General features: G+C 37.1%; 15 protein-coding genes. 2 read left to right on the forward strand and 13 right to left on the reverse strand.

Annotation, left to right across the window (positions count from 1 at the left end; all coding sequences use genetic code 11):
- Nucleotides 1–2: 2 nt before the first annotated feature.
- Both CA834_RS05220 and lysA read right to left on the reverse strand, forming a co-directional pair.
- Entirely contained in the window at nt 3–731 is a 729-nt protein-coding gene (locus tag CA834_RS05220) for a hypothetical protein (RefSeq protein WP_094967611.1), read from the reverse strand.
- Nucleotides 732–965: 234 nt separating this feature from the next.
- Nucleotides 966–2,186 carry a diaminopimelate decarboxylase gene (gene lysA / locus CA834_RS05225; protein WP_394346594.1) on the reverse strand — a complete coding sequence of 407 codons (1,221 nt, stop codon included), beginning with the start codon at nt 2,184–2,186 and terminating at the stop codon, nt 966–968.
- A gap of 218 nt (nt 2,187–2,404) precedes the next feature.
- On the opposite strand from lysA, the gene sucC reads away from it, so the two are divergent.
- Nucleotides 2,405–3,595 carry an ADP-forming succinate--CoA ligase subunit beta gene (sucC, locus tag CA834_RS05230; protein ID WP_094967612.1) on the forward strand — a complete coding sequence of 397 codons (1,191 nt, stop codon included), beginning with the start codon at nt 2,405–2,407 and terminating at the stop codon, nt 3,593–3,595.
- Between the two features lie 48 nt (nt 3,596–3,643).
- On the opposite strand, the gene CA834_RS05235 is transcribed toward sucC, so the two are convergent.
- Entirely contained in the window at nt 3,644–4,345 is a 702-nt protein-coding gene (locus CA834_RS05235) for a phosphoadenylyl-sulfate reductase (RefSeq protein WP_094967613.1), read from the reverse strand.
- An 83-nt stretch (nt 4,346–4,428) separates the two neighbouring features.
- On the reverse strand, nt 4,429–4,671 hold the full coding sequence (locus CA834_RS05240) for a DUF1456 family protein (RefSeq protein WP_094967614.1): 243 nt from the start codon (nt 4,669–4,671) through the stop codon (nt 4,429–4,431).
- Nucleotides 4,672–5,162: 491 nt separating this feature from the next.
- Between CA834_RS05240 and CA834_RS05245 the strand changes: the two genes are divergently transcribed.
- A complete protein-coding gene (locus tag CA834_RS05245) occupies nt 5,163–5,564 on the forward strand; it encodes a hypothetical protein (protein ID WP_094967615.1) in 402 nt (133 codons plus the stop codon).
- A gap of 69 nt (nt 5,565–5,633) precedes the next feature.
- Here the strand turns inward: CA834_RS05245 and uvrB are convergent, their stop codons facing one another.
- The 9 genes from uvrB to CA834_RS05290 form a co-directional block, all read right to left on the reverse strand.
- The gene (gene uvrB, locus CA834_RS05250) at nt 5,634–7,640 is read right to left on the reverse strand and encodes an excinuclease ABC subunit UvrB (RefSeq protein WP_094967616.1); all 2,007 of its coding nucleotides are present in this window, start codon (nt 7,638–7,640) and stop codon (nt 5,634–5,636) included.
- 44 nt (nt 7,641–7,684) lie between these two features.
- On the reverse strand, nt 7,685–12,523 hold the full coding sequence (locus CA834_RS05255; protein WP_094967617.1) for a T9SS type B sorting domain-containing protein: 4,839 nt from the start codon (nt 12,521–12,523) through the stop codon (nt 7,685–7,687).
- Between the two features lie 323 nt (nt 12,524–12,846).
- Complete coding sequence (locus tag CA834_RS05260) at nt 12,847–14,685, reverse strand: T9SS type B sorting domain-containing protein (RefSeq protein WP_240507482.1); 1,839 nt, start codon at nt 14,683–14,685, stop codon at nt 12,847–12,849.
- A gap of 35 nt (nt 14,686–14,720) precedes the next feature.
- Complete coding sequence (locus tag CA834_RS05265; RefSeq protein ID WP_094967618.1) at nt 14,721–18,161, reverse strand: T9SS type B sorting domain-containing protein; 3,441 nt, start codon at nt 18,159–18,161, stop codon at nt 14,721–14,723.
- A gap of 107 nt (nt 18,162–18,268) precedes the next feature.
- Nucleotides 18,269–19,096 (reverse strand): ABC transporter permease, encoded by an 828-nt coding sequence (locus CA834_RS05270; protein WP_094967619.1) that lies wholly within the window; start codon nt 19,094–19,096, stop codon nt 18,269–18,271.
- A gap of 33 nt (nt 19,097–19,129) precedes the next feature.
- On the reverse strand, nt 19,130–20,047 hold the full coding sequence (locus CA834_RS05275; protein ID WP_094967620.1) for an ABC transporter ATP-binding protein: 918 nt from the start codon (nt 20,045–20,047) through the stop codon (nt 19,130–19,132).
- Nucleotides 20,048–20,146: 99 nt separating this feature from the next.
- Nucleotides 20,147–20,662 carry an IS1096 element passenger TnpR family protein gene (locus tag CA834_RS05280; protein WP_094967621.1) on the reverse strand — a complete coding sequence of 172 codons (516 nt, stop codon included), beginning with the start codon at nt 20,660–20,662 and terminating at the stop codon, nt 20,147–20,149.
- 29 nt (nt 20,663–20,691) lie between these two features.
- Nucleotides 20,692–21,732 carry a COX15/CtaA family protein gene (locus tag CA834_RS05285; protein ID WP_094967622.1) on the reverse strand — a complete coding sequence of 347 codons (1,041 nt, stop codon included), beginning with the start codon at nt 21,730–21,732 and terminating at the stop codon, nt 20,692–20,694.
- Nucleotides 21,729–23,150 carry a CCA tRNA nucleotidyltransferase gene (locus CA834_RS05290; RefSeq protein ID WP_094967623.1) on the reverse strand — a complete coding sequence of 474 codons (1,422 nt, stop codon included), beginning with the start codon at nt 23,148–23,150 and terminating at the stop codon, nt 21,729–21,731. The genes CA834_RS05285 and CA834_RS05290 overlap by 4 nt, the downstream gene beginning before the upstream one ends.
- Nucleotides 23,151–23,263: the final 113 nt, after the last annotated feature.

The following is a 23,263-nucleotide window of genomic DNA, read 5'->3' on the forward strand; positions in this document are numbered from 1 at the left end:
TATTAATCTTCTTTACTCATAGAGTCACTCTTATCATAAATATAGCCCCAAGAATCTTCGACAGCACTTCTATACATAGCTCTCAAATTATCTGTTTTCTTTTTGCCGTGGGCTTTTTCATATACGGTCCAAACACCGTCTCTTGTTTCATCTAAGTCTGCATATTTATCAAAAGGCCAAGCGACTAAATAGTCTGGAGAATCTTTCGACCCACCTTCAAAACTATACCAGTAGCCACGTTCATCTCCTTCGGCTTTTTTAATTTCTGCCGAAAGCGCCTTTATGACAGTCATAAACTCTTGGTTGTTTTTTACTTGGAAATAGGTGACCCATACTTTATCCATAGCAACTGAACTGTCATTACTTATTTCTGGCATGTAGGAGATTATGGAAGTATATATCTCTTCCATGTGAGGGGAAACGAAAGAAGGGAACACGCTACGGCACTTGCCTGAGGCCTCATCAGCGCCTTCATCCATTTCTGCCCAATTTTCCATTCTGCTAGTTACCGCGTAAACACTACCTTTTCCTTGTAAACGGCTCCAAAAGTTCCAGGTATCGGTTCCTCCGTTTTCAGCATAACATTCTTTGTACATTTTAACGCCCTCTGCAAATTGTGCCTCATGGCCCATTTTAACTTTAATGTGTGTAAGGTTCTCAATGAAGCTGGCATTATCTTGTCCTAAGAGAAAAAAAGGAACGGCAAGCAATGATAAACATAATTTTTTCATAATGTAATTGGTTTAAAAGGTTAATTAATAGCTTACCAAACACAAAAAAACTAAAGCCTTATGACTTTAATCAAATAGGAATAGGTTCGTAAAAATGGGGGCAATTATATTAAGTATTAATTGCTATACTTTATGTGATGTGAAGATAATTATATCGTAAAAGTAAGAAAAATATTCATATCAACTATATGTGAAAAATAATTTAAATCAAAAAGGGTAATCACTTTAGAAAAGTTAAATAGTAATCTCGATTTGATTATTTAAGATATCCTTGAACGTTTCAGATTTTCTAATAAGATGTGCTTTACCTTTATGAAAAAGAACTTCAGCAGGGCGATACCGTGAGTTGTAATTACTCGCCATAGTAAAACAATAGGCACCTGCATTTTTGAAGCATAGAATATCACCTTCCTTGATTTCAGTAATACGTCTGTTGTTGGCAAAGGTATCCGTTTCACAGATATAGCCTACTACAGAGTAAAAACGCTCTTTCCCTTCAGGATTTGAAAGGTTAATGATTTCGTGTTGTGAACCGTAGAGCATGGGTCGTATTAAATGATTAAACCCAGAATCTACTTGTGCAAAAACCGTAGACGTAGTTTGCTTTACCACATTAACCTTGGTTAAAAACACACCGGACTCACTCACTAAAAATTTTCCGGGTTCAAAAGAAAGGGTTAGGTCTCTCCCATAGTCAGAACAAAAGTCGTTAAAGCGCTTAGACAGTTTTGTGCCAAGCTCCTCTATGTTAGTTTCAACATCACCAGGCTTGTAAGGGACCTTGAATCCGGAACCGAAATCAATGAATTCGAGGTTTTTGAAATTTTTAGCGGTTTCGAACAGAATTTCACTAGCGTACAAAAACACTTCAATATCAAGAATATCACTGCCCGTATGCATATGTACCCCATTGACCGTCATACCCGTATTTTCCACAATACGCAACAGAAGTGGGATTTGATGAATAGAAATCCCAAATTTGCTGTCTATATGTCCTACCGAAATATTGGTATTGCCACCAGCCATAACATGAGGATTAATGCGTATACATACAGGGGTATTGGGATGCTTACTTCCAAATTGCTCTAAAATTGACAAGTTATCGATGTTGATTTGCACCCCTAATGATGCGACCGTTTCAATCTCTTCCAATGACACCCCATTTGGAGTATAAATAATGTCTTGCGGCTCAAATCCTGCTCTCAGTCCCAATTGTACTTCTTGAATAGAAACGGTGTCTAGACCAGAGCCTAGGGTCTTAAAGAGTTTTAGAACTGAAATATTAGACAAGGCCTTAACAGCATAATTCAGTTTTAGATTTTCTACACTATTAAACGCTTCTGTGAGCCGGTTGTATTGATGGATAATTTTTTCCGAATTATAAACATAAACCGGGCTACCAAATTCTTCTGCTATCTGTAAAAGTTGTGTTTCCAAACCAAAATATTTATTCAAATCTAATTTTTTTATCACACCCCATCTATGTTCACTAACATTTATTTCAAAATATTTACATTATGTTAATTATATAACACTAGTATTTAGGATTTCAGAATGGTTTTACTAGATTTTCAAATTCTCAAAAGAAAAGGGTTTTAATTTCACCTCAAAAATTATTTGAGAAACGCAATTAGTATGCTTATTTTTGCCCAACAAAAAATGACTGACAACAAATGAATTTACACGAATATCAAGGTAAGGAATTATTAAGCAGTTTTGGTGTGCGTATACAGCGCGGAATAGTGGCTAAAAATGCTAAAGAAGCAGTAGATGCTGCCAAACAATTGACGGTGGAGACGGGAACAGCATGGTATGTGGTTAAAGCGCAGGTGCACGCTGGCGGACGCGGAAAAGGCGGTGGTGTAAAACTGGCGAAAAACCTTCAAGAAGTTGAGGATATTGCAGGTCAAATTATAGGTATGAATCTGGTAACACCTCAAACTTCAAAAGAAGGGAAGAAGGTGCATCAAGTTCTCATTGCCGAAGATGTCTATTATCCAGGTGACAATGAACCCGAAGAATATTATATGTCTGTATTGTTGAACAGAAGTACGGGTAAAAATATGATTATGTATTCAACAGAAGGCGGTATGGATATTGAGCAAGTTGCTGAAGAAACACCACACTTAATTTTTACTGAAGAAATAGATCCTACCTTAGGCATTTTACCTTTTCAAGCACGCCGAGTAGCTTTTAATCTTGGTTTGTCAGGTACAGCGTTTAAGGAAATGACCAAATTTGTTACGGCACTTTATACAGCATATGTAAAATCTGATGCTTCGTTATTTGAAATTAACCCCGTCCTAAAAACCAGTGATGATAAAATTATGGCAGTAGACTCTAAAGTAACTTTAGATGATAATGCTTTATATAGACATAGGGATTTAGCACAACTAAGAGATTTACGAGAGGAAAACCCGATTGAGGTAGAAGCTGGTTCATTAGGTTTAAATTATGTTGACCTAGATGGCAACGTGGGTTGTATGGTAAATGGTGCTGGATTAGCTATGGCCACAATGGATTTGATAAAACAAGCTGGTGGTGAGCCTGCCAATTTCCTTGATGTTGGTGGTACGGCCGATGCAGCGAGGGTGGAGGCAGCCTTTAAGATTATTCTCAAAGACCCTAATGTGAAAGCCATCCTCATTAATATTTTTGGTGGTATTGTACGATGCGATCGTGTGGCGCAAGGTGTGATTGATGCCTACAAAAACATGGGTAATATCACAGTACCAATTATCGTGCGTTTACAAGGCACCAATGCCGATATAGCAAAAGACTTAATTGATAATTCTGGATTAGATGTGTTAAGCGCAACAGAATTCCAAGAGGCGGCAGATAAAGTACAAGAGGTTTTATCTTAAGAAAGCTTATTTTAAATTTTTAGAAGCACCTTTAACAAGGTGCTTTTTTTATAAATGTAATCCACACTCCGTTTTTGGACTATTGTTCCATCTACCTGTGCGATCTTCTCCAGGAACTGTACAATGTTTGCATCCAATAGAATGGTAACCTTTAGCGACAAGGGGATGAAAAGGAAGATTGTGTTCTTCGATATAACTATCGCGCTGCGCTTTACTGATGTCCAATAGCGGATAAAATTTTAAAATATCACCTCTTAATTCAAACGTGTCCAAAGTTGCTCTGTGATCGCTTTGCCATTTCATGAGTCCCGAGACCCAAACCTTATATTTACTTTTAATAGCATCAAGCGGATTTACCTTATTTATGGAGCAACAGAAATCGGGATTCTTTTTCCAGGTTTCGTCCTTAGATGTAAATTCGTGTTCTTCCTTAAGGGCACTAATAGAGGTTACCTTAAGTCCGTAGGTTTTGGTTAGTTGTTCCTTATAAGCTAGGGTCTCTTCAAAATGATAGCCCGTGTCTATAAAGAAGACCTCTTGGTCCGTATTGATGTCTGAAAAAAGTTTTAGCAAGAAGGCCGATGTTGCGGCAAAAGAACTTGTAAGCATCACCTCCGTAACATCAAAATCCACGTATAATTGCTTGATGCGTTCTCTCACCGTTAAAGGTTTGTATTTTACATTCAAACGCTTTAAGGTGTCTTCGGAAATTTGGAATTTTGGTGTTAAGGAATTTGAAGTTTCAAACATCTATTTATTAATAAGGATATTGCAAGGTATTAGCTTAAGCTTAGAAAGAAAAACAAACTGTCAGCTTTTACGAAGTTCACAAATTAAGGCTTCTTTTTTTGAGGTTTTGGCATTGGCCCTCTTAAATGGATAATTAATCCATTAAGAAAATTCCTGAGTATTTGGTCGCCACATTCCATGTATTTTGGATGGTCCTCTTTTCTGAAAAAGGCATTGAGTTCGCTCTTGGATACTCTGAAATCCACCAATTCCAATATCTTTATGATGTCGTCGTCTCTCAACTTATGGGCTACTCTTAATTTTTTAAATATATCATTATTGGTCATTTCAAAATACGTTTACAATATGCACAAAGGTAAGCATCAGTAAAAAGAATCGATTTAAAATTCTAAGAATGTTGCTGCCTTACTCGTGCTCCGGAATTCTAATGCACCGGCAGCATACTTCCAAATAAAGATAAATAAATAAAACGAATAGGAGCTATATCGCATGTAGTCATGGAAATGGCGTTTGCTAGAATCTTACAAAATTTTAGTTGATGACACCAAATATTTTTAATCATAGCTTTTTAAGAAGCTCCATCGTAAAATATGTAACTTATATGTAATCAGCGTATTGAATAAGGGTGTTTTGATAAAATATCGACTTAATTAAATCAAAGATAACACGCAATAGTGCACTATACGGGGTGTTTGAGAATGATAAACGTTTAAATTTTCCGACTAAGTACAATTTGTTTTTCGATGAGATACACCATATCAACGACAATAAAATAATGCAACGTTTTAACTTTACTACATATTAAATACCCTCACAAATGATCAACCGCGCTGAAAAATTAAGCCTACTATCTGAAATGATTGCATTTGCCCAGATAGACGACAATATAAAATCTATTGAGTATAACTTTTTGTTGAGTATTGCTGAGCAATTAGAAATTTCTAAGGAAGATTTTGAGTATTTGTTTAAGCATCCTGTTACGTATGTTCACTTAAAAACGCATAGTGAGCGTATAGTTCAATTTCACAGGCTGGTCTTATTGATGAACCTCGACCAAACTATATCCCCTAAGCAGCTAGTTAAAATCCATAATTTTGGTTTGCGTATGGGCTTAAGTCATGAATCTATAAACCGCGTGTTGGATTTAATGGACAGTTTCCCGAATAAGATTGTACCTCCAGATTTTTTGATCGATATATTTAAGGTGCAATACAACTAGTATTGTTCCATTTTAAGTGTGAGATGAGGCTAAGTTTCTCTGATGAGGGTTGCCGGTTTCACTTAACGCTTACTTTAATTTTAAGGTTTCCAACCGCTCTTGATAGGCTGTGATTTCATCCCTAAATCTTGCAGCTTCCATAAAATCAAGTGCTTTTGCTGCCTGTTCCATTTGTTTCCGCTTTTCTCTTATTTTCTTTTCTAAATCACTTTTTGAGAGATACTTGCTTTCAGGTTCAGCTGCTATTTTAGCCTCTAGCTCGGTTTTATATGTACTTACTGAATTTTTTGCCAATGCACTATCTAGACTTTTATTCAGAGCCGTTGGTGTAATGTTGTTGGCGATGTTATAGGCAATTTGTTTTTCCCGTCTGTAATTTGTTTCGTCAATCGTACGTTGCATACTTTTTGTAATCGTATCCGCATACATAATGGCTTTACCATTTAAGTTCCTTGCTGCTCGTCCTACAGTCTGTGTTAAGGACCTATTCGATCTTAAGAAGCCTTCTTTGTCGGCGTCTAAAATCGCAACTAAGGATACTTCAGGAAGGTCTAGTCCTTCACGCAACAAATTGACACCCACAAGAACATCAAAAATACCTTTTCGGAGATCCTGCATAATTTCTACGCGTTCCAAAGTATCAACATCACTGTGTATATAGCGGCAACGGATGGCAATGCGAGTCAAATATTTAACTAATTCCTCTGCCATTCTTTTTGTTAGAGTAGTCACAAGTGTGCGTTCATCTTTTTCTACCCTGTTTTGTATTTCCTCAATAAGGTCGTCTATTTGATTAAGACTTGGTCTGACCTCTATAACTGGATCAAGAAGGCCTGTAGGGCGAATGACCTGCTCAACATAAACGCCACCTGTTTTTTCCATTTCATAATCCGCTGGAGTTGCACTGACATAAATCACCTGATTTTGCAGGGCCTCAAACTCTTCAAACTTTAAGGGCCTATTATCCATGGCGGCAGGTAGTCTAAAGCCATATTCTACTAAATTCTCCTTACGACTACGGTCACCACCATACATAGCGTGGACTTGGGAAATGGTGACATGGCTCTCATCTACTACCATTAAGTAATCATCAGGAAAATAATCTAATAAACAGAATGGTCTTGTACCTGGCGATCTGCCGTCTAAATAGCGCGAATAGTTTTCAATACCAGAGCAGTAACCCAATTCGCGAATCATTTCTAGGTCAAACTCCGTGCGTTCCTTAAGGCGTTTGGCTTCGAGGTGTTTTCCAATATCCTTAAAGTAGTCGTGTTGCTTTACTAAATCATCTTGAATATCCTTAATAGCATTTTGAAGAACCTCAGGTGAGGTAACAAACATATTTGCTGGATATATATTCAGCCGATCGTAACGTTCCAATATTTCATTAGTCTGAACATCAAAGGCTTCAATTTCTTCGATTTCATCGCCAAAAAAATGTATTCTAAAAGCATTGTTTGAATAACCAGGAAACACATCTACTGTGTCCCCTTTGATTCTGAAATTACCATTCTTAAAATCCGCTTCAGTTCTAGAATAAAGGCTTTGTACGAGTTTATGCAGTAAAGCAGTCCTTGATATGACCTGGTCACGCTCCAGACTAATGACATTTTTTTGAAACTCTACAGGATTTCCAATACCGTAAAGGCAGGATACAGAAGCAACCACTAAAACATCACGACGACCAGAGAGCAGTGATGACGTTGTGCTTAAACGCATTTTCTCTATTTCCTCATTAATCGACAGGTCTTTTTCTATATACACTCCTGAAACAGGAATGTAGGCTTCCGGTTGATAATAGTCGTAATAAGACACAAAATATTCTACGGCATTTTCGGGAAAGAACTGCTTGAATTCCGAGTATAGCTGGGCGGCTAAGGTTTTATTATGGGCCAAGACCAAGGTTGGTCGCTGTACTTTTTCTATGACATTTGCAACCGTAAAGGTTTTACCTGAACCGGTAACACCAAGAAGTGTTTGGTACTTTTCGTTTGAAGAAATACCATCCGCTAGCTGCTGGATAGCTTCCGGTTGATCACCAGTAGGTTTAAAGCCTGACTCAATTTTAAATCGCATCATGCAAAGTTACGATAAACATGCGCTTAATTCAAGCTGCTTTTTTACCGTTTAATAGTAAAGTGCCCCTTTATTTGGAAAGATTGATCTCCACGCTTTATATCTGCGACAAACCAATAGTCACTTGAGGGCAGCTTGGTGCCGTTATAAGTGCCATCCCAACCGGGTGTGTCTGCGCTTATGACCTTTACAAGTTTACCATAGCGGTCAAATATATGAATTACTGTTCCTGGCAAGGTTTCAATACCGACAATATGCCAGGTATCAAAATAGCCATCGTTATTTGGTGTCATGAATTTTGGGATATCTACAACTAAGACTTCCTTTGTAACCTGGGCACAACCATTGAGGTCTATAATGGTTACTGTATGATAACCCATACTAACATTGTTGAATACATTTGATTCTTGGGGTACGCCTCCATCTAATTGATACAGGTAATTGCCAATTCCGCTAATAGTTACTGTTATGTTATTTGGGTCGGAAAAATCAATGATTTCAGTAGCTTCTATCGTCGCAGCTTCGGATTCTATAACCTCAAAAGTTTCCATATTTTCACAGCCAAATTCAGAGGTGATACGGACCCAATATGTTCCGATAGTTGTTATTACAATTTCGGGGGAAGTTTCACCTGTGGACCATTGGTAGCTGTCTGATGCATTGTTAGTGTTGGCCGAAACCAATAATGGAAGGTTATTCAAGCAAATTACCTGATCTCCGATGTCAATAATAGGTAAGGGGTTAATGACCACATTGAATAGGGTTGTATCATAACATCCAGTGCTATTATTTTCCAATCGTACGTATATGATTTCCCCATCGAATGCAAAATAATCCACATCTACTGGTGAATTGCCAGTATCTGCATCTTCCATGCTGTTATGATATGATACGGTGAGGCCAGATGCATCTTGGTTACCTAAAACCGTAGCATTTTGCAGGTTAAGATCAAACTGAAAAAGACCATCGAAATCATCATCACAAACTATTAAATCATTAGGTTGGTTAGCGGTCGGTAATGTATTGACAATCAAATTAAATTGATAAATAATAAAGCATTCTGTTTCTGTGAATTGAGCCCTTAAATACAGGATGTCAGAATTACTTTGATACGTGTAATCGAGATTTAGCGCATTGTTATTTGAAATCGCATCTGTTTCACTTGAGAAATAACTAAATACAATACCTGCCATATTGGTTACAGCAAAAGCACTGATCTCATTTAAATCGAAAAAATTATCATCATTAGCACAAATATTGTAGTTGACGAAATCAGTAATGATTGGTGGAAGATTAACAATAATGTCTATAGGTACCAGGGTGTAACAGTCAGATACGGTATTGGTAACCTTAACATAAACCGTTTGGGTAATACTGCTTGTAGTATAATTATTGGGGTCATTAATTGAATTCTGGTTTAATTCGGCATCTTCAATGGTTTCATAATATTGGATTTCAATATCATCTTGTCTTACGTCTAAAATATCAATGTCTACATCGGTTAAATTGACGGTAACGATAGCGTCATAATTATCGTCGCATACTTCAAGTGGTAAGGTCGGGTTTACAGTAGGGACCTGAATAACGTTCAAAACAAATGAGCTAATGGAATTACAAATAGTACCATTATCAATTTGAACGTAGATTTGTTGCGGATTGACTGTATTTGTAAAGTTTATAGGTAAAGGTTCGGTGCTATTTACAGCATCCGTTTCATTGGCATAAAACGAGATATTTTGAATATCCGGGAATCCGGCTTGGATTTCTTCAATTTTAGCCGATAGATTAAAGGTTTCTTGGCCATCATTAGACATGTCATCACATACAAACCAATTGGTAGGTTCATTAAATTCAGGATTGGTCCCTACTTCAATAGTAAAAGAAGATGTCATAAAACAACTTTCATCTGTGTCATTCTCAACCCTTATATAAATAGTTTGGGGATTGCTACTGTTCTCAAAAGCGTTTTCCTTATCTATGGGGTTTGTTTTGGTATTGGCCTCAGATTCGCTTAAATAGTAAGATACGTTCTTACCAGTTTGTCCATTGAGCGCCTCTGCATCTTTAGTTAGAAAGAAAAATTCACCTATACCATCACTTTCATTTTCACAGATGTTGTAGGCACTCATTTCATTATTCACAGTTCCTACATAGGGTAGGGTATTGACAATTATTAACAACTCCTCAACGGAGTAGCAGCCGGTATTATCATTTTCAATTCTGATGTATATAGTCTCAGTTTGAGCTTGATAATTGGTAATGTTGGATATGGCGTTTACATCTGAATTTGCGTCTGATAGGGAATTGTGCAACGAAACCGTTCTGTCTTCTGTTTGACTTAACGCTTCAGAGACCGAAGTTGACAGATCGATAACAGTTACGCCGTCCCTGTCTGCGTCGCATATTATTATAGTGTTGGGAGTACTACTCTCTGGGGCTAAAAGAACCTCAACCATAAAGGAGTTAATATCAGCACAACCTGTTTCGTCTGATGCAACCCTAGGATATAAGGTGAAGGGATTTGTGCTATTGTCGTACAAGTTGGGAAGGGCATTGGTATTATCTTCAGCATCAGCTTCTGTTAAAAAATAGGTTACACTATAATCTGAAGCTCCACCAGTGACCAAATTATCAAAATTAGAGAGTTCAGTGGTTGTTAGGCCATCTTGGTCGTCATCGCAAACTGTAAGCGTACCAACTGAAGTGAATTCTTGAATTGGGTTAAGAACAATTTGAATATCGGCTACATCGGTGCATGTGGGACTGGACAATCTAAGATATATAGTTTGTGGATTGCTCAGGGAACTATAACTCACACTTTGGTCGATGGCGTTGACTCCATTATCACGATCAGTTTCTGTCTCATAAAACTCAATAGTAATATCTGGAATATCCCTCATAATACGAGAGGCTATTGCCCCAAAATCAATTTCCTCCTCCTGATCATTGTCAATATCACAAATCGAAACATCATCAAGATTTGTGGCGGTTAGGAGCATGTTGGTATGAATTTCAATAGGCGTAACAGAAGCACAACCTGTTGCATCATTTTCAATCCTGATATATACAATTTGCTCATTGGCAATAATATTGCTGTAATCCGTATCATTAGCTATCGCATTAACTCCATTTAAAGCATCTTCATTCGTTTCATGAAATGTTACGCTAACACCGGTCAGGTTCCCTATTACATCTGGGATTATATCTGTTAAGTTGAATTGCGCAAACCCATCATAATCGCTATCGCAAGCATCAATATAATGGTTGCTTCGATCAATAGTAGGAATTTCCGATACTTCAATATTCAATGTTGTTATTCCTCTGCAACCGGTTTGTTGATTTAATACACTCACATAGACCACTTCATTAGGGTTTGTGTTTACATAAGGCATTGGCAGTGGATTGGCACCGGCTATAGCATCGTTTTCAGTAGCATGGTAATTAACCAGGAGATTGTTTTGGCTATCCGTAATTTCATCATTTTTAACGGTTAGGTCAATTGACGTGAAACCGTCAGCTTCTTGATCATCACAAACAACCAAGGGAGTAGGCTCATTGATTATAGGCACATTGTTTACAATGAGATTCACTGTAGAGAATAATAGACAACCATTGGTTATATCCTCAATTCTCACATGAATGATTTGCGGGTTAGATGTGTTTTGTATCGGATTGTTTATGACATTGATGCCACTTTCCGCTTCCGTTAGCGAATAATGATAAGAGATAACATAGTTTGATGCGGGTACTAAGGATAGTATTTCATCATCTTTCATAGATAAATCAAAAACCTCAATACCATCATTACTTAGGTCATCGCAAATCTCGTAATCAGAAATAAGAACTGAGGATTGTGTTGAGTTTAACTCTAAATTTATATCATCTTCAATAACGCAAACACCACCGGCCAGTGGTATTTCAATTTCCACTCTATAGTTTCCTGATTGTGTTGCATTATAAGTAGGACCCATAGCGCCTTCAATTAAGGTATTATTTAAATACCAAGTATATGAGGCATTTGGATTATAGATGTTGCCATCTAATTCTGCCTCAGGGGCACAGGTGGTGAAGTCTTCTCCTAAATTTACGGACGCATTGAAACTACTTCCCTGAATAAAAACGGCTGAGTCATAATTCTGATCGTTTTGATCTGCAATGACTAGTTTTATTTGATATTGTACATTGGGTTGTATAGCTGCCGTAGCAGAAAGTACGGTTGTTCTACCATTAAAATTGGTGTCGCCTAAATTATACCCATCGAAAAATTGCTCATTTGAAGCCTCACAAAAGCCAACAATCTCATCATGTACGGTAGTGGTGTTTACTGGTATTGAAGTACCTGGAACCAAAGCTATATTAACATAGGGGCTATTTGTACCGGCTTCCCGAATTAGAAATGCAAATCCATCAGAATAGTCGCAGGGAAAGTTTGCAAAATACTCCTCTGATGCCAAAATATAATTGAATTGTATGGTATTTGAAATAGAAATGACGTCAAACTCAATGGATGTAGCATTTAAAGTACCAGTGATTCCTAAGGTGCTTTCTAAATCTGCATCGGAACCCCAGTTCTCATTACCTTCATTTAAGGTGGCGTTGTTAATCCCATTTCCAGCAGAAAGCACGTTGCCAGTGGTGAGCACGATACCATCCTCAAAAGGAAAATTTGACGCGCCACGCTGAAAATAACCAAAGCTTGTTAGACCAACTGTTGATCCGTTAACTGGAGATGAAATGTTAGATACTTCTATACATCCTTGTATTAAATTATTCTCTATTAAATTTTGGGCAGATATTGAATTGTCGATTACAACCTGTTGACCATAGCTAATGCCTAAGAACGCTAAAAACAGAGTTATGAGGGAAAGTTTAATACAGTCCATAAGCTGGCACAAAGTTATAGGGATATAACGGATAGGTTTAGCTGATTATTAATTACTAGCATATCCCGAAGCGAAAAGTAAGTGTAAAGCGGATTAATTACAAATAAATCCGATGAAATGCTTAAAAACTTAACAAATTTACGATAAAGCGTTGTTCTATAAATAAAAAGACCTCCAAGGAGGCCTTTTTCCCAAATTGAATTTCTAAGATATTGGTTTAGAACAACCAAATACCTCTTAACCTAAACTCAATGGTTTGAAGTTATGAGAAGCCTTAGAAATTGACAAATAAATCAGTTGAATAGATAAAAACCTTAACATTTCTAGTAATTTACGTACACCCAACCTACCATTGGTCGATAGTCTGAATCATTGAGTTCCAATATGTAATAATAAGTTCCTACGGGAACAATATTTCCCACACCGGTAACCCCACGATTGATTTCTCCGTACCAAGCTTTATTGTTATTGCCTTCAAATACCAAAGTACCGTAACGATTGTAAATTCTTAATCGGTGTTCAATAAAAATATCATATAAGCCTCTGATATTGAACCAATCATTTGTGTTATCATCATTCGGTGAAAACCCTTGAGGTATTGTAGGTGGGCAATTATCAAAAAGTAGCTCAAATTGAAAAATTGCATAGCATGGTGCACTTTCCCTTCTAATGTAGATGGTCTGCGGTACTTCAGAATTAACATAGTTTTCAATATTCAAAATGGCATTTGTTTCAGTCTCAAGATCTTCTAGCGACTGAAAAAATGAAATGTTTTCTTCTGACAGATCACTATCGATGAGTGCGTCATATAGATTATAGGTTGAAATTCCAAAACCCTCATTACAGCCAATTAAACCGGGAAGTATTATGACATCAGGAATTACCAAAAGTTCGATGTCCGCGGCATTCAAATTATTATCTTCATTTGTTTCGTCCACAATACCAACCATAGCTCCTGTATCATCAACACTAGCCACTACGGTTACATTAGGCCCGAGTTCTTCAGGAATTGTTAGGCTGATACTGTTGGTCTCGCTTGATCCAATATCTATTGGGTTTAAGGTATGGCTTTGGCCAACCAATGTATCACCTACGTAAAATGCAATAGGTGTATTTGCAGGAAGTGTTTCCGTACTGTTGAGGTTAAATACGGTATAGTCGAGTTCAACGTTATCTCCACCACAAAAAACCGTTGTGCTATCTATAGAGATAGTAGCATCTGGTAGTCTGCTGTTGAGAACTGTAATGATGTTGTTTATAATAATTAAATCTGCTTGAAAGACACCATTTTCATCCAATCCACCAGTTGTTAGGCGAATTGAGGCCGAATTATCGCCTATATTGATGTTATTTTCGATGTTGTATACATCTAAATCAGCATTATAGAAGACATTTGAATTTGTAAATGTGTTGGTCCCATTAAAGGCATTATCGGCAAAATTTAGCGGAGGATTTGAAATGATGTTATTATTGATGGATAGCGATTCCCCAAAGTTGAGTGCGTTGTCACCTTCCCAAGCAAGAAAACCAATTTTTGCATTGTTGTTATCCAAAACATTAATATTAGATAAAGTAATGTCAAGGTTTTGTACGTTTCGATTAATAATTTCAAGCCCTTGAAACAAGCTTATTTGGTTTAAGGGGAGTGAGGCATCTTCATAAATAATATAAATACTCCAACCTCCAAAATTTGTTCTATTGGCACAGTAGCCAATGTCGGTTAGTAAAACAGTGTTAATATCTAAATCGGAAAACTCATAGAGACCGTTACCATTAGTATTTATGATTTCCGTAATGTCTGCATACGAGGAAAAATAGAGCATATCGCCAAACGTTGGCGAATTGTAGGTGACCGTGTAAGAGTCATCTGCCGTTACAGTATTACCATTTAGGGATACGGAGGCATCACCTGGTCCTGAACCAGCCCAATACAAATAGGCTTTGACTAAGGCATTGTCAGGATTGAGATTCAATTCCGCAGTAGAACTTTCCAACAGGGCGCAAAAATTGCTGCCGTTGTTTTCAGCTGGATTTAAGGTATTGCCAATGGCTAAGTAATCATATTGACCATTAAATTGTTCAAACAGGGTTATGGCCTGTGCAGACAACGCTATGTGCGAGCCAAACAAAAGAAAGCAACATATGTAAAATATTTTTTTCACTGCTTTAAGTTTGTGAAATATAAATGGCTTTAAGGTTACCGTTTTAGTGTGAAATGACTCGTAAAGGTTCTACCATCTTGAAGCGTGACTTTAAACCAATAATCACTGCTTGGCATTTTAGCCCCATTGTAGGTTCCGTCCCAGCCGGAGCTAAGGGGGTTGAGTTCCTTTAATAATTTACCATGCCTATCAAATATAAGAATGCGCGAGTTTGGCTGTATTTGTGATGTTATTCCTATAACTTGCCAATAGTCGTTATTACTGTCATTATTAGGTGTGAAAAACTTCGGAAAACCAATTACGGAAACCAAATCTTCAGATAGTCCACAATTATTTTTATCACGCACGTAAACGGTGTAGAGTCCTGGCCTGACATTTTCAAACGTATTACTATCTTGATAAGGGCCATTAATATCATCTAAGGCATATTCATAATTACCTTCTCCTGTCACATAAATGGAAATGGAATTATTATTATTAGCATCTACAATAGCTATGTCTGTAATTGTTGCGATATTAGAAGGCAGAACTGTTATAGTTCTTTCTTTAAAGCAGCCGTTAGTATTGCTGACTCTAACGGTGTACGTGCCAACTTCGTTCACCTCAATTTCAGAAGTGGTTTCACCAGTTGACCATTGATACAGATAATTATTAGGCAAATCATCTATGATGCCACCATCTAAAACAGTGGGTTCAGGAAAAAAGTTGAGGCAATAAAAGGTTTCCGACTCTGTTTCAACATTTGGTAATTTAAATACAGTTAAAGCTACCTCGCTAATGCCAAAGCAAGCGTTATTGTTTTCAACCCTAGAATAGATTGTTTGATTATAGGGAATGGTATTGGTGAAGGTTGGTCCAAGAGGGTTATTCTCTAATAAGGCATCCTCATAGGTTTCGTAGTACATTACATCTAGGTTTCCTGGAACACCTGCTAATACAGTAGCACTCGCATTTGTTAAATTAAAAGAGGCAAAACCATCTTCATTACTGTCATCATCACAAGTCTCGAGACTTGCATTATTTGTAGAAGTCGTGCTCACCTCGAGAGTAAGTTCACTAAAATTGAAGCAGTTGGTCAAGTCATTGGTAACCTTAACGACAAGGGTTTGTGGGTTAAAGAAATTGCTAAAGCTCTCCGTATTAAATCCACCAATATTATTTTCTGCATCGTTTTGACTTAAATAAAAGGTCACGGACACGTCATTAGCATTAGATGTGATATCTGGTATGGCATCGTTTAGATTAAACAATGTAAACCCCTCTGGAATGCCGTCTTCATCGCATTGAACGATAGTGACATCATTAGCGATTGGTGCAGGGTTAATCGTAAGGGATAAGCTATCAGTACTATAACAACTAGTATTTGAGATATTTTCAATTCTCACGAAAATAGTTTCATTAAACGGTGTAGTATTAAAATAAATTAGTGGTAGGGGCGAGAGCTTATTATCAGCATCGTCTTGGCTTGCGTGAAATGTCACGGTAGTTTCACTTTCGAGTTGTGAGCCTCTAATTGCAGGGATAATCAGGCCAAGATCTATTTCAGCAATACCGTCTGTAATATCAGCAGTGTTGTCGCAAAATTCAATGGGTTCTAATTGTTCAATGTTGGGTGTGTCGAAAACTTCAATTTGGAAACTAGTGATATCAAAACAATTGGGGTTATCTACATTATCAACCCTAACGAAGACCGTTTGTGGATTCGTTATATTTTCATAAGGAAAGACAATTTCATTTTCGAGGTTATTGGCATCTTCTATACTCTCAAAATATTTCACATTAAATTGATCAGGGTCTTGTAATAATAGTGCTTCGGAATCTTTATCCCTAAAGTCAAATGTAAAAACACCATCATTTCCTAGGTCATCACAAACGCTAATATCTGAGACGGAGTTGGCCAAAGGGATGTCAAAAACACCGACGACAGCACTACCTTCAATAGGGCATTCGCCATTGTTCGGTTCTATAAAAACTTCGTAAAAACCTGGAGTATCTACAAATAATTCAAATCCAGTTTCCGGTAAGGGATTGCCATTAAGTGACCATATATAATCTGCACCGGGAATATCATCCGCAATTAAGGTATAGCTATCTCCTATACACAATCTTAGTTCGGTTGTGCTAACACCGTTTCGTATTATGTCTATCTGCGAACTAAATAACGATTGAATAAATGGCGGCAAGCCAATTCTACTTAAATTTTGACCAAACCCGCTAATATCAACCAAAATGCCTTGTTCATCATAATTAACGGCTAAGCCCTGGGCCTCAGGATTGTTTATTACACCCAAGAAGCGTCCTGAGCTACTAAAATTACCAAAATCAACCTGAGCTCTGTATATTTTTCTATCGATACCCAGTTGTAAAGCACCTGCACTTAATTGATTAGATGTATGTATAACTTGTATAGAATTGGGTATATCTGTAGCTTCGAGATCCCATTGAAGGACCTGGCTAGTGCCATTACCACCAATCCCAAAACCTATAGTGGCATAGGCCTTTCTTGTTTCAGCAGAAAACTCAACACCATAGGGACTATTATTATTCTGAGGACTATATAATTCTAAATTATTTGAAACTATACCAGTTTCATTATCAAAGTCATAGAGATAAACTCCGCCGCCAGCGTCTCCTCCAGCTATCGTAGCAAAGCCGTAGTGGGAAACAATTAATTTTGAAGCGTCTGGAGATGCTTTTAAGTATCCTAGGGCATTTCTTCGGTAGCCTTCAATGGGAATGTACGGTCCAACCGTAGAAATTACAGGCGTTGGATTAACTCCAGTTTCCTCGATTTTAAAGGCATAAAAGGAATCTCCAAAATGCGTTATAACCCAAAAAGAGGAACAATCCTCTGCTCTAACGGCGGTTATTTTTTCAGAACATTTATATCTAATCTCAAGATCATCATTACTGTCATAAGTAACAAGTGGCACATTTTTTTCCGAATTGACCACGTCACCGAATCCATTATTTAGGGTCATGTCTACAAGTGAATAGTTGAAACCATTATTGAAGCCATCATCGGCTCCTGGTACAGTTCCACCTCCACTACTATAGTTTCCAGTGAACTGATTTGGATAAACAGCCGCATTTTCATGATGTGGCTCATCTACCGTGAAAATATAATATTGGTTAGGGGTGTTTGGTTTAGGCACAATTAGTCCTGATGAGGTACTAGATGGGTCGCCAAGTAAACCAGTATTGCCAAAATAATTGCCATTAGGCATTATTTGATGATTTCTACTCCAAACCGTTTGCCCATCAGTGTAGAATAGGAGATTTCCATTGTCATCAGAGATGGTGGTGCATCCTTCAAGTGTGTTCAGCTGACCGTCTGTTATGGCCGTTACCGCTCCAGTTTCGGAATCAAAACGCAAACCAGCATTTTGACCAAAATACCAAAACGAAGCTTCGTTTTGACCTTGAAGTATTAGTGAGAAAATAAAAAGTAGAAAGGTAAGTCCTGTATTCTTCATAATATCTTTAATATGCAGCCAAAGGAGCTATGTTCTTACACATTTAAGACTACATACTATTTATGTATGAGATGTAAGAATTTACATAGCAATTACTTTCAAAGATATTATAAATCTCTCTTTTTTAATAATCGGTAAGATAAAAAGATGAAAAGAGCGGACCAACCTAAAACGATGACGATTTCGTACCAGTGAACAGCATAGTCGTAAGCAATTTCTGTTTTCTCAGGAAACTTGGTCATCACAATGCGCTGAATAGGCTGATCGATAAGTTTGTACATAGATTCAAGAGGTAAAAAATTCTTTACTTTAAACGCAGTATCAGAGTTGCCAAAAACTTCATAGGCACCCCAAAAAATAAGCCATTCCACAATATATAATACTACCAGAAAGGCTAACGCAAAAGCAGAGCGCTTTACTAACATACCAAAGAATAAACACAGACTGAAGAAGCCCACTAGCTTAACAAAATAGGCCAATAAAAATTCCACTTCCCTGAAAATTATTGCAGCTTCAGTATAGCTGGAATAATAAAGTCCAATAAAAAATGTTGCCAAACCAATTAACAAGGTAGCACAAAGCGAAAAGAAGACAATAGTATAGAATTTAGAAAGTATAAATTCTTTCTTACTCAGGCCGTCTATAAGATTTTGTTTAAGTGTTTTATTGCTGTATTCGTTTCCGATCATACTCACTACAACAATAGCAAAGAAAAACTTAAAATAGGAGGCAAAAAATGTAGTAATATGCCAAATAATGGGAAAGTTAAAAATACCAAGCTCCCCAAGTTCTAGAGTGAAAAACCCAAAGAAATTAATTTTTATAGAAGAAAGTACCAAAACAGTAAATGGCAATATAAAGGATACAAATATTAATGCGCGACTAACTTTATTAAGCCATAATTTCTGTAGTTCTAATTGAATAAGACGTAACATAACGTGATTGGTTGTGCTAACCCATAAATAGGATTAAACTGTTTTTTGATTGATTTCTAAATTGTCAGTTAATTGTAAGAACTGTTCTTCCAAACTTTCCTTACGCTTGACCAGATGGGATAAAATAATATTTTTATCAAACATCATTTTATTAAACTCTGGTGATGACATGGGTTCATTTAAAAAGGCGGTTATAAGGTCACCCTCAACTTTCACTTTTCCAAAATTGGGGTTAGATTTTAATTCCTCAAGAAGGTCGTTGTGTTTTTCCGCCTTTAGCTCAAAAAAGCCATAGCTACTTATCATCTCGTCCACACGACCTGAATACAATTTTTCACCTTTACGCAAAACCACAACGTGCGTGCATACTTTTTCCACCTCATCCAATAAATGTGATGCCAATAAAATAGTGGTTCCATTATTAGCAATATCTTTTATAATTTGACGTATTTGATGAATACCTTGAGGATCTAATCCGTTGGTAGGTTCATCCAAAATTAGAATTTCTGGATCATTCAGTAGGGCAGAGGCAATAGCTAACCGCTGTTTCATACCGAGCGAATAGGTTCTAAATTTACTGTCTTTACGGTCTAAAAGACCTACGATTTCTAATTTTTCGGTAATCTTTTTGTACTCAACACCCTTTATTTTACAGACCAATTTTAAATTTTGCTCTGCCGTCATGTAAGGATAAAAGTTGGGACGTTCAATTATTGCACCAACCTGCTTTAAGGCGTTGTGGGTTGTGGTATTGCCATCAAACCAATGAAATTCACCAGAGGTTTTATTGACCACGTTTAAGACAATACCAAGTGTTGTAGACTTGCCACTGCCATTTGGTCCGAGGATGCCATAGACATTGCCTTTGTTGATAGTAAAACTTAAATCTTTAACAGCGGTTAGGTAACCAAACTTTTTAGTTAGGTTATTGATTGTAAGAATTGGCTCCAAGATGATTGGTTTTAGATTGATTATATAGGTAAGACGAGTTAGTCTTTTTTTTGTTACATCAATCTAGTAAAATCAGGTAAATGTAGAAAATTGAAGCTGTTAATTCCAATTCTCATCAAACTCTAAGTCATCGTAATCATCCATGTCCAAACCATCTTCAAACTCATCATAGTCATCTAAGTCGTCTGCTTCAAAAGATTTTTCAGGTGCGTTATCTGGGATTTGTCCATGAACGAACATGAGATTGGGATAGTCCGTACCTTCTGCTTCTTCAACAATTTCTGCAAGCTCAACATAAAAGGTCCACATTTTTAGGAAGTCGTAAACGTAGATTAGTTTTGTTGAAGCCTCATGAACTACATCCTTAATAATGGTATTGCTCATAACCTTTACCGGATTATCGGCCTCACTCATGTCAAACATCGCTATTTCTTCTCCTTGGTTCCATTCATCATCACTTATGTAAAACGAGGCCATTTCCAAACCATCAAAACCAAATGACTGGGTAATAATGTTATGTAGGTCTTCCATAGTGTCCGATTCGCGTATTTCTAAATCACGGAACACATCCTCTTCTGTATCATTATCTAATATGACTCTAAATCTAAATATCATGTTTTCTAATTCTTCGGCAAAGATACAATTTAAGTTGTTTCAAAAACAGCTGTAGTTTCTGCTCTTCTGCTACTTTCTAAAAGTATATAGAATTGAATTCCGATAAGTATCGTTGCAATAAGTAAATGAATAGGTTGGCTAGAAAACGGAAAATTAAAGTAATACATTGCAATGCCAGTTGCAATTTCAAGACCTATACAGAGCATAACTAAATTTATTTTTCGATATCCAAGTTGTAATTTTCTGTTCTGCCAAAATAGCCAAGCATTTATTGCGAGTACTACAATAGATAAACTCCGATGTACGTAAAAATTCAGAGGTGCTAATTCAGCGAAATCCCAGTTAAGGTAACCGCTCAATTTATTTTGAACATCGACAAATTGTCTCACTTGGGTTCCTAATATAATTTGAACTAGGGTTAATACTGTTGCGATCATTAGCAAATTCCTAAAGGATGCATGAAACTTTTGATTCTTAAAATGTGATTTGGATATAAAAATGAGATATAAAATGATGGCAACAATGACTAAAGCCATCACCATGTGGGTGGTAATCTTATATGGTGCTAGATTAGAATCTACAACAGTTTTTCCCAGCCATGCTTGGAACCCCATTCCAAAGACCACCAGTAAGGATAAAATTACAAAGCGTTTTCTGTCTTTCCACAGCCAAATAGACATCACAGTGAATAGGAGTATGGGCAATCCCGATAAGGCACCTAGCAATCTATTTATATATTCTACCCAGGTATGTAATGGATTAAAGATGGCATAGTCGTGCGCGGTGTAAGGTTCCCAATTCTCCAGATTTAGGTTTTCTGCCGAGATAAAATCTGTTTTAGCGACCTGCAATGCTTCGTTGACAATTATCACAACACCTTTTTCATAGGAATGGTTAGGCTTAAATTGTAAATCTGCTTTATCAGTTGGTGGAATATAATACCCAAAGCACTTGGGCCAGTCTGGACAACCCATTCCAGAGCCTGTCATACGTACAATAGCCCCGGCTGCTATAACTAAATACACCAATACCAAGGCTACTTTTGCCGTTTTTCGAAATCTTTTTTTCATTTAGTATTTGCTGTTTGTAATCCTAACTCCTTTCCTTTTTCTAACATCAATTGAAAGGCAGCGTCGTGCTCGTTAGGAATTTCGCCTTCTAAAATAGCTTCTTTTATGGCCTCTTTTATGACCCCTATTTCGCGTGAAGGTTTTAAATCAAAGGTTGCCATAATTTCTTCACCTGTAACTGGCGGCTGAAAATTCCTAATGTGGTCACGTGCTTCGACTTCAACTATTTTATCCCTTACAATCTTAAAATTGTTATGGTATTTTTTGAACTTTTTAGGATTCTTAGTGGTGATATCTGCTTCACAAAGTGTCATTAAGTCTTCTACATTATCACCTGCATCAAAAATCAAACGGCGCACGGCAGCGTCAGTTACATCAGTAGCTAGAACAATGGGTCTAGAGCTCATCAATACCATCTTCTGAACAAACTTCATTTTTTCATTTAAGGGCATGCGCAGCCGTTTAAATAGTTTATAAACCATTTTTGAACCCACAAATTCGTGCGCATGGAAGGTCCAACCAATCTTTTTATTGAATTTCTTTGTTGGTGCTTTTCCAATATCGTGAAGTAGGGCAGCCCAGCGCAGCCAGAGGTTATCGGTATGTTCAGAAATATTATCAACTACTTCTAAGGTGTGGTAAAAATTATCCTTATGCCGTTGGCCTTCAATTTTGTCAATACCCTTAAGTGCGGTTAATTCTGGTAGAATCAAATCTAAAAGTCCGGTTTTTTCAAGTAATTTAAAACCAATAGAGGGTTTGTCACTTTCCAATATTTTATGGAGCTCAACAACAATGCGTTCTTTGGTAATAATTTTTATACGGTCTTTATTTGTTGAAATGGCATCGAGTGATGATTTTTCTATTTTAAACTTTAATTGGGCTGCAAAACGAATGGCGCGCAACATTCGTAAAGGGTCGTCAGAATACGTTATATCTGGATTCAAGGGTGTACGAATGATGCCGTTATCAAGGTCCCCAATACCGTTAAAAGGGTCTAATAAATCACCAAAACTTGCTTTGTTAAGACTTAGGGCTAGTGCATTGATTGTAAAATCACGACGATTTTGATCGTCTTCAAGTGTACCATCTTCCACAACAGGATTTCTACTGTTTTCGTTGTAACTTTCTTTTCGCGCACCAACAAATTCAATTTCAATATCTTCATAACGCAACATTGCGGTGCCGTAGGTCTTAAAAACTTGAACCTTGGGTTGGTTGGGTAAGTTTTTGGAAACTTTTTGTGCTAACTCAATGCCACTTCCAATTGCCACAATGTCAATATCTTTCGCTTCTCCACGTTCTAATAAGTAATCACGCACAAACCCACCAATGACATAGCATTTTAAATCTAATTCCTCTGCGGCTTCAGCAATAAGTGTAAAGACTTTGTGTTTTAAGGCAATTTTATGATTCATTATTCCTGTAATCCTAAATAAAATGCAAAGATAAAGATTGCTTATAGATCTATCTAAAAAGACTTAGGGTTGTTTCTGTTAAAAGTCTTAGGTTTTTATTAAAACACCCTGAT

Origin of the sequence: Winogradskyella aurantia (assembly GCF_002266855.1) — a bacterium.
GTDB lineage: Bacteria > Bacteroidota > Bacteroidia > Flavobacteriales > Flavobacteriaceae > Winogradskyella > Winogradskyella aurantia.

Coding starts and splice junctions, on each gene's coding strand:
- CA834_RS05220 (WP_094967611.1), bottom strand. CDS start 731: ATGAAAAAATTATGTTTATCATTGCTTGCCGTTCCTTTTTTTCTCTTA.
- sucC (WP_094967612.1), top strand. CDS start 2,405: ATGAATTTACACGAATATCAAGGTAAGGAATTATTAAGCAGTTTTGGT.
- CA834_RS05235 (WP_094967613.1), bottom strand. CDS start 4,345: ATGTTTGAAACTTCAAATTCCTTAACACCAAAATTCCAAATTTCCGAA.
- CA834_RS05240 (WP_094967614.1), bottom strand. CDS start 4,671: ATGACCAATAATGATATATTTAAAAAATTAAGAGTAGCCCATAAGTTG.
- CA834_RS05245 (WP_094967615.1), top strand. CDS start 5,163: ATGATCAACCGCGCTGAAAAATTAAGCCTACTATCTGAAATGATTGCA.
- uvrB (WP_094967616.1), bottom strand. CDS start 7,640: ATGCGATTTAAAATTGAGTCAGGCTTTAAACCTACTGGTGATCAACCG.
- CA834_RS05255 (WP_094967617.1), bottom strand. CDS start 12,523: ATGGACTGTATTAAACTTTCCCTCATAACTCTGTTTTTAGCGTTCTTA.
- CA834_RS05265 (WP_094967618.1), bottom strand. CDS start 18,161: ATGAAGAATACAGGACTTACCTTTCTACTTTTTATTTTCTCACTAATA.
- CA834_RS05270 (WP_094967619.1), bottom strand. CDS start 19,096: ATGTTACGTCTTATTCAATTAGAACTACAGAAATTATGGCTTAATAAA.
- CA834_RS05280 (WP_094967621.1), bottom strand. CDS start 20,662: ATGATATTTAGATTTAGAGTCATATTAGATAATGATACAGAAGAGGAT.
- CA834_RS05285 (WP_094967622.1), bottom strand. CDS start 21,732: ATGAAAAAAAGATTTCGAAAAACGGCAAAAGTAGCCTTGGTATTGGTG.
- CA834_RS05290 (WP_094967623.1), bottom strand. CDS start 23,150: ATGAATCATAAAATTGCCTTAAAACACAAAGTCTTTACACTTATTGCT.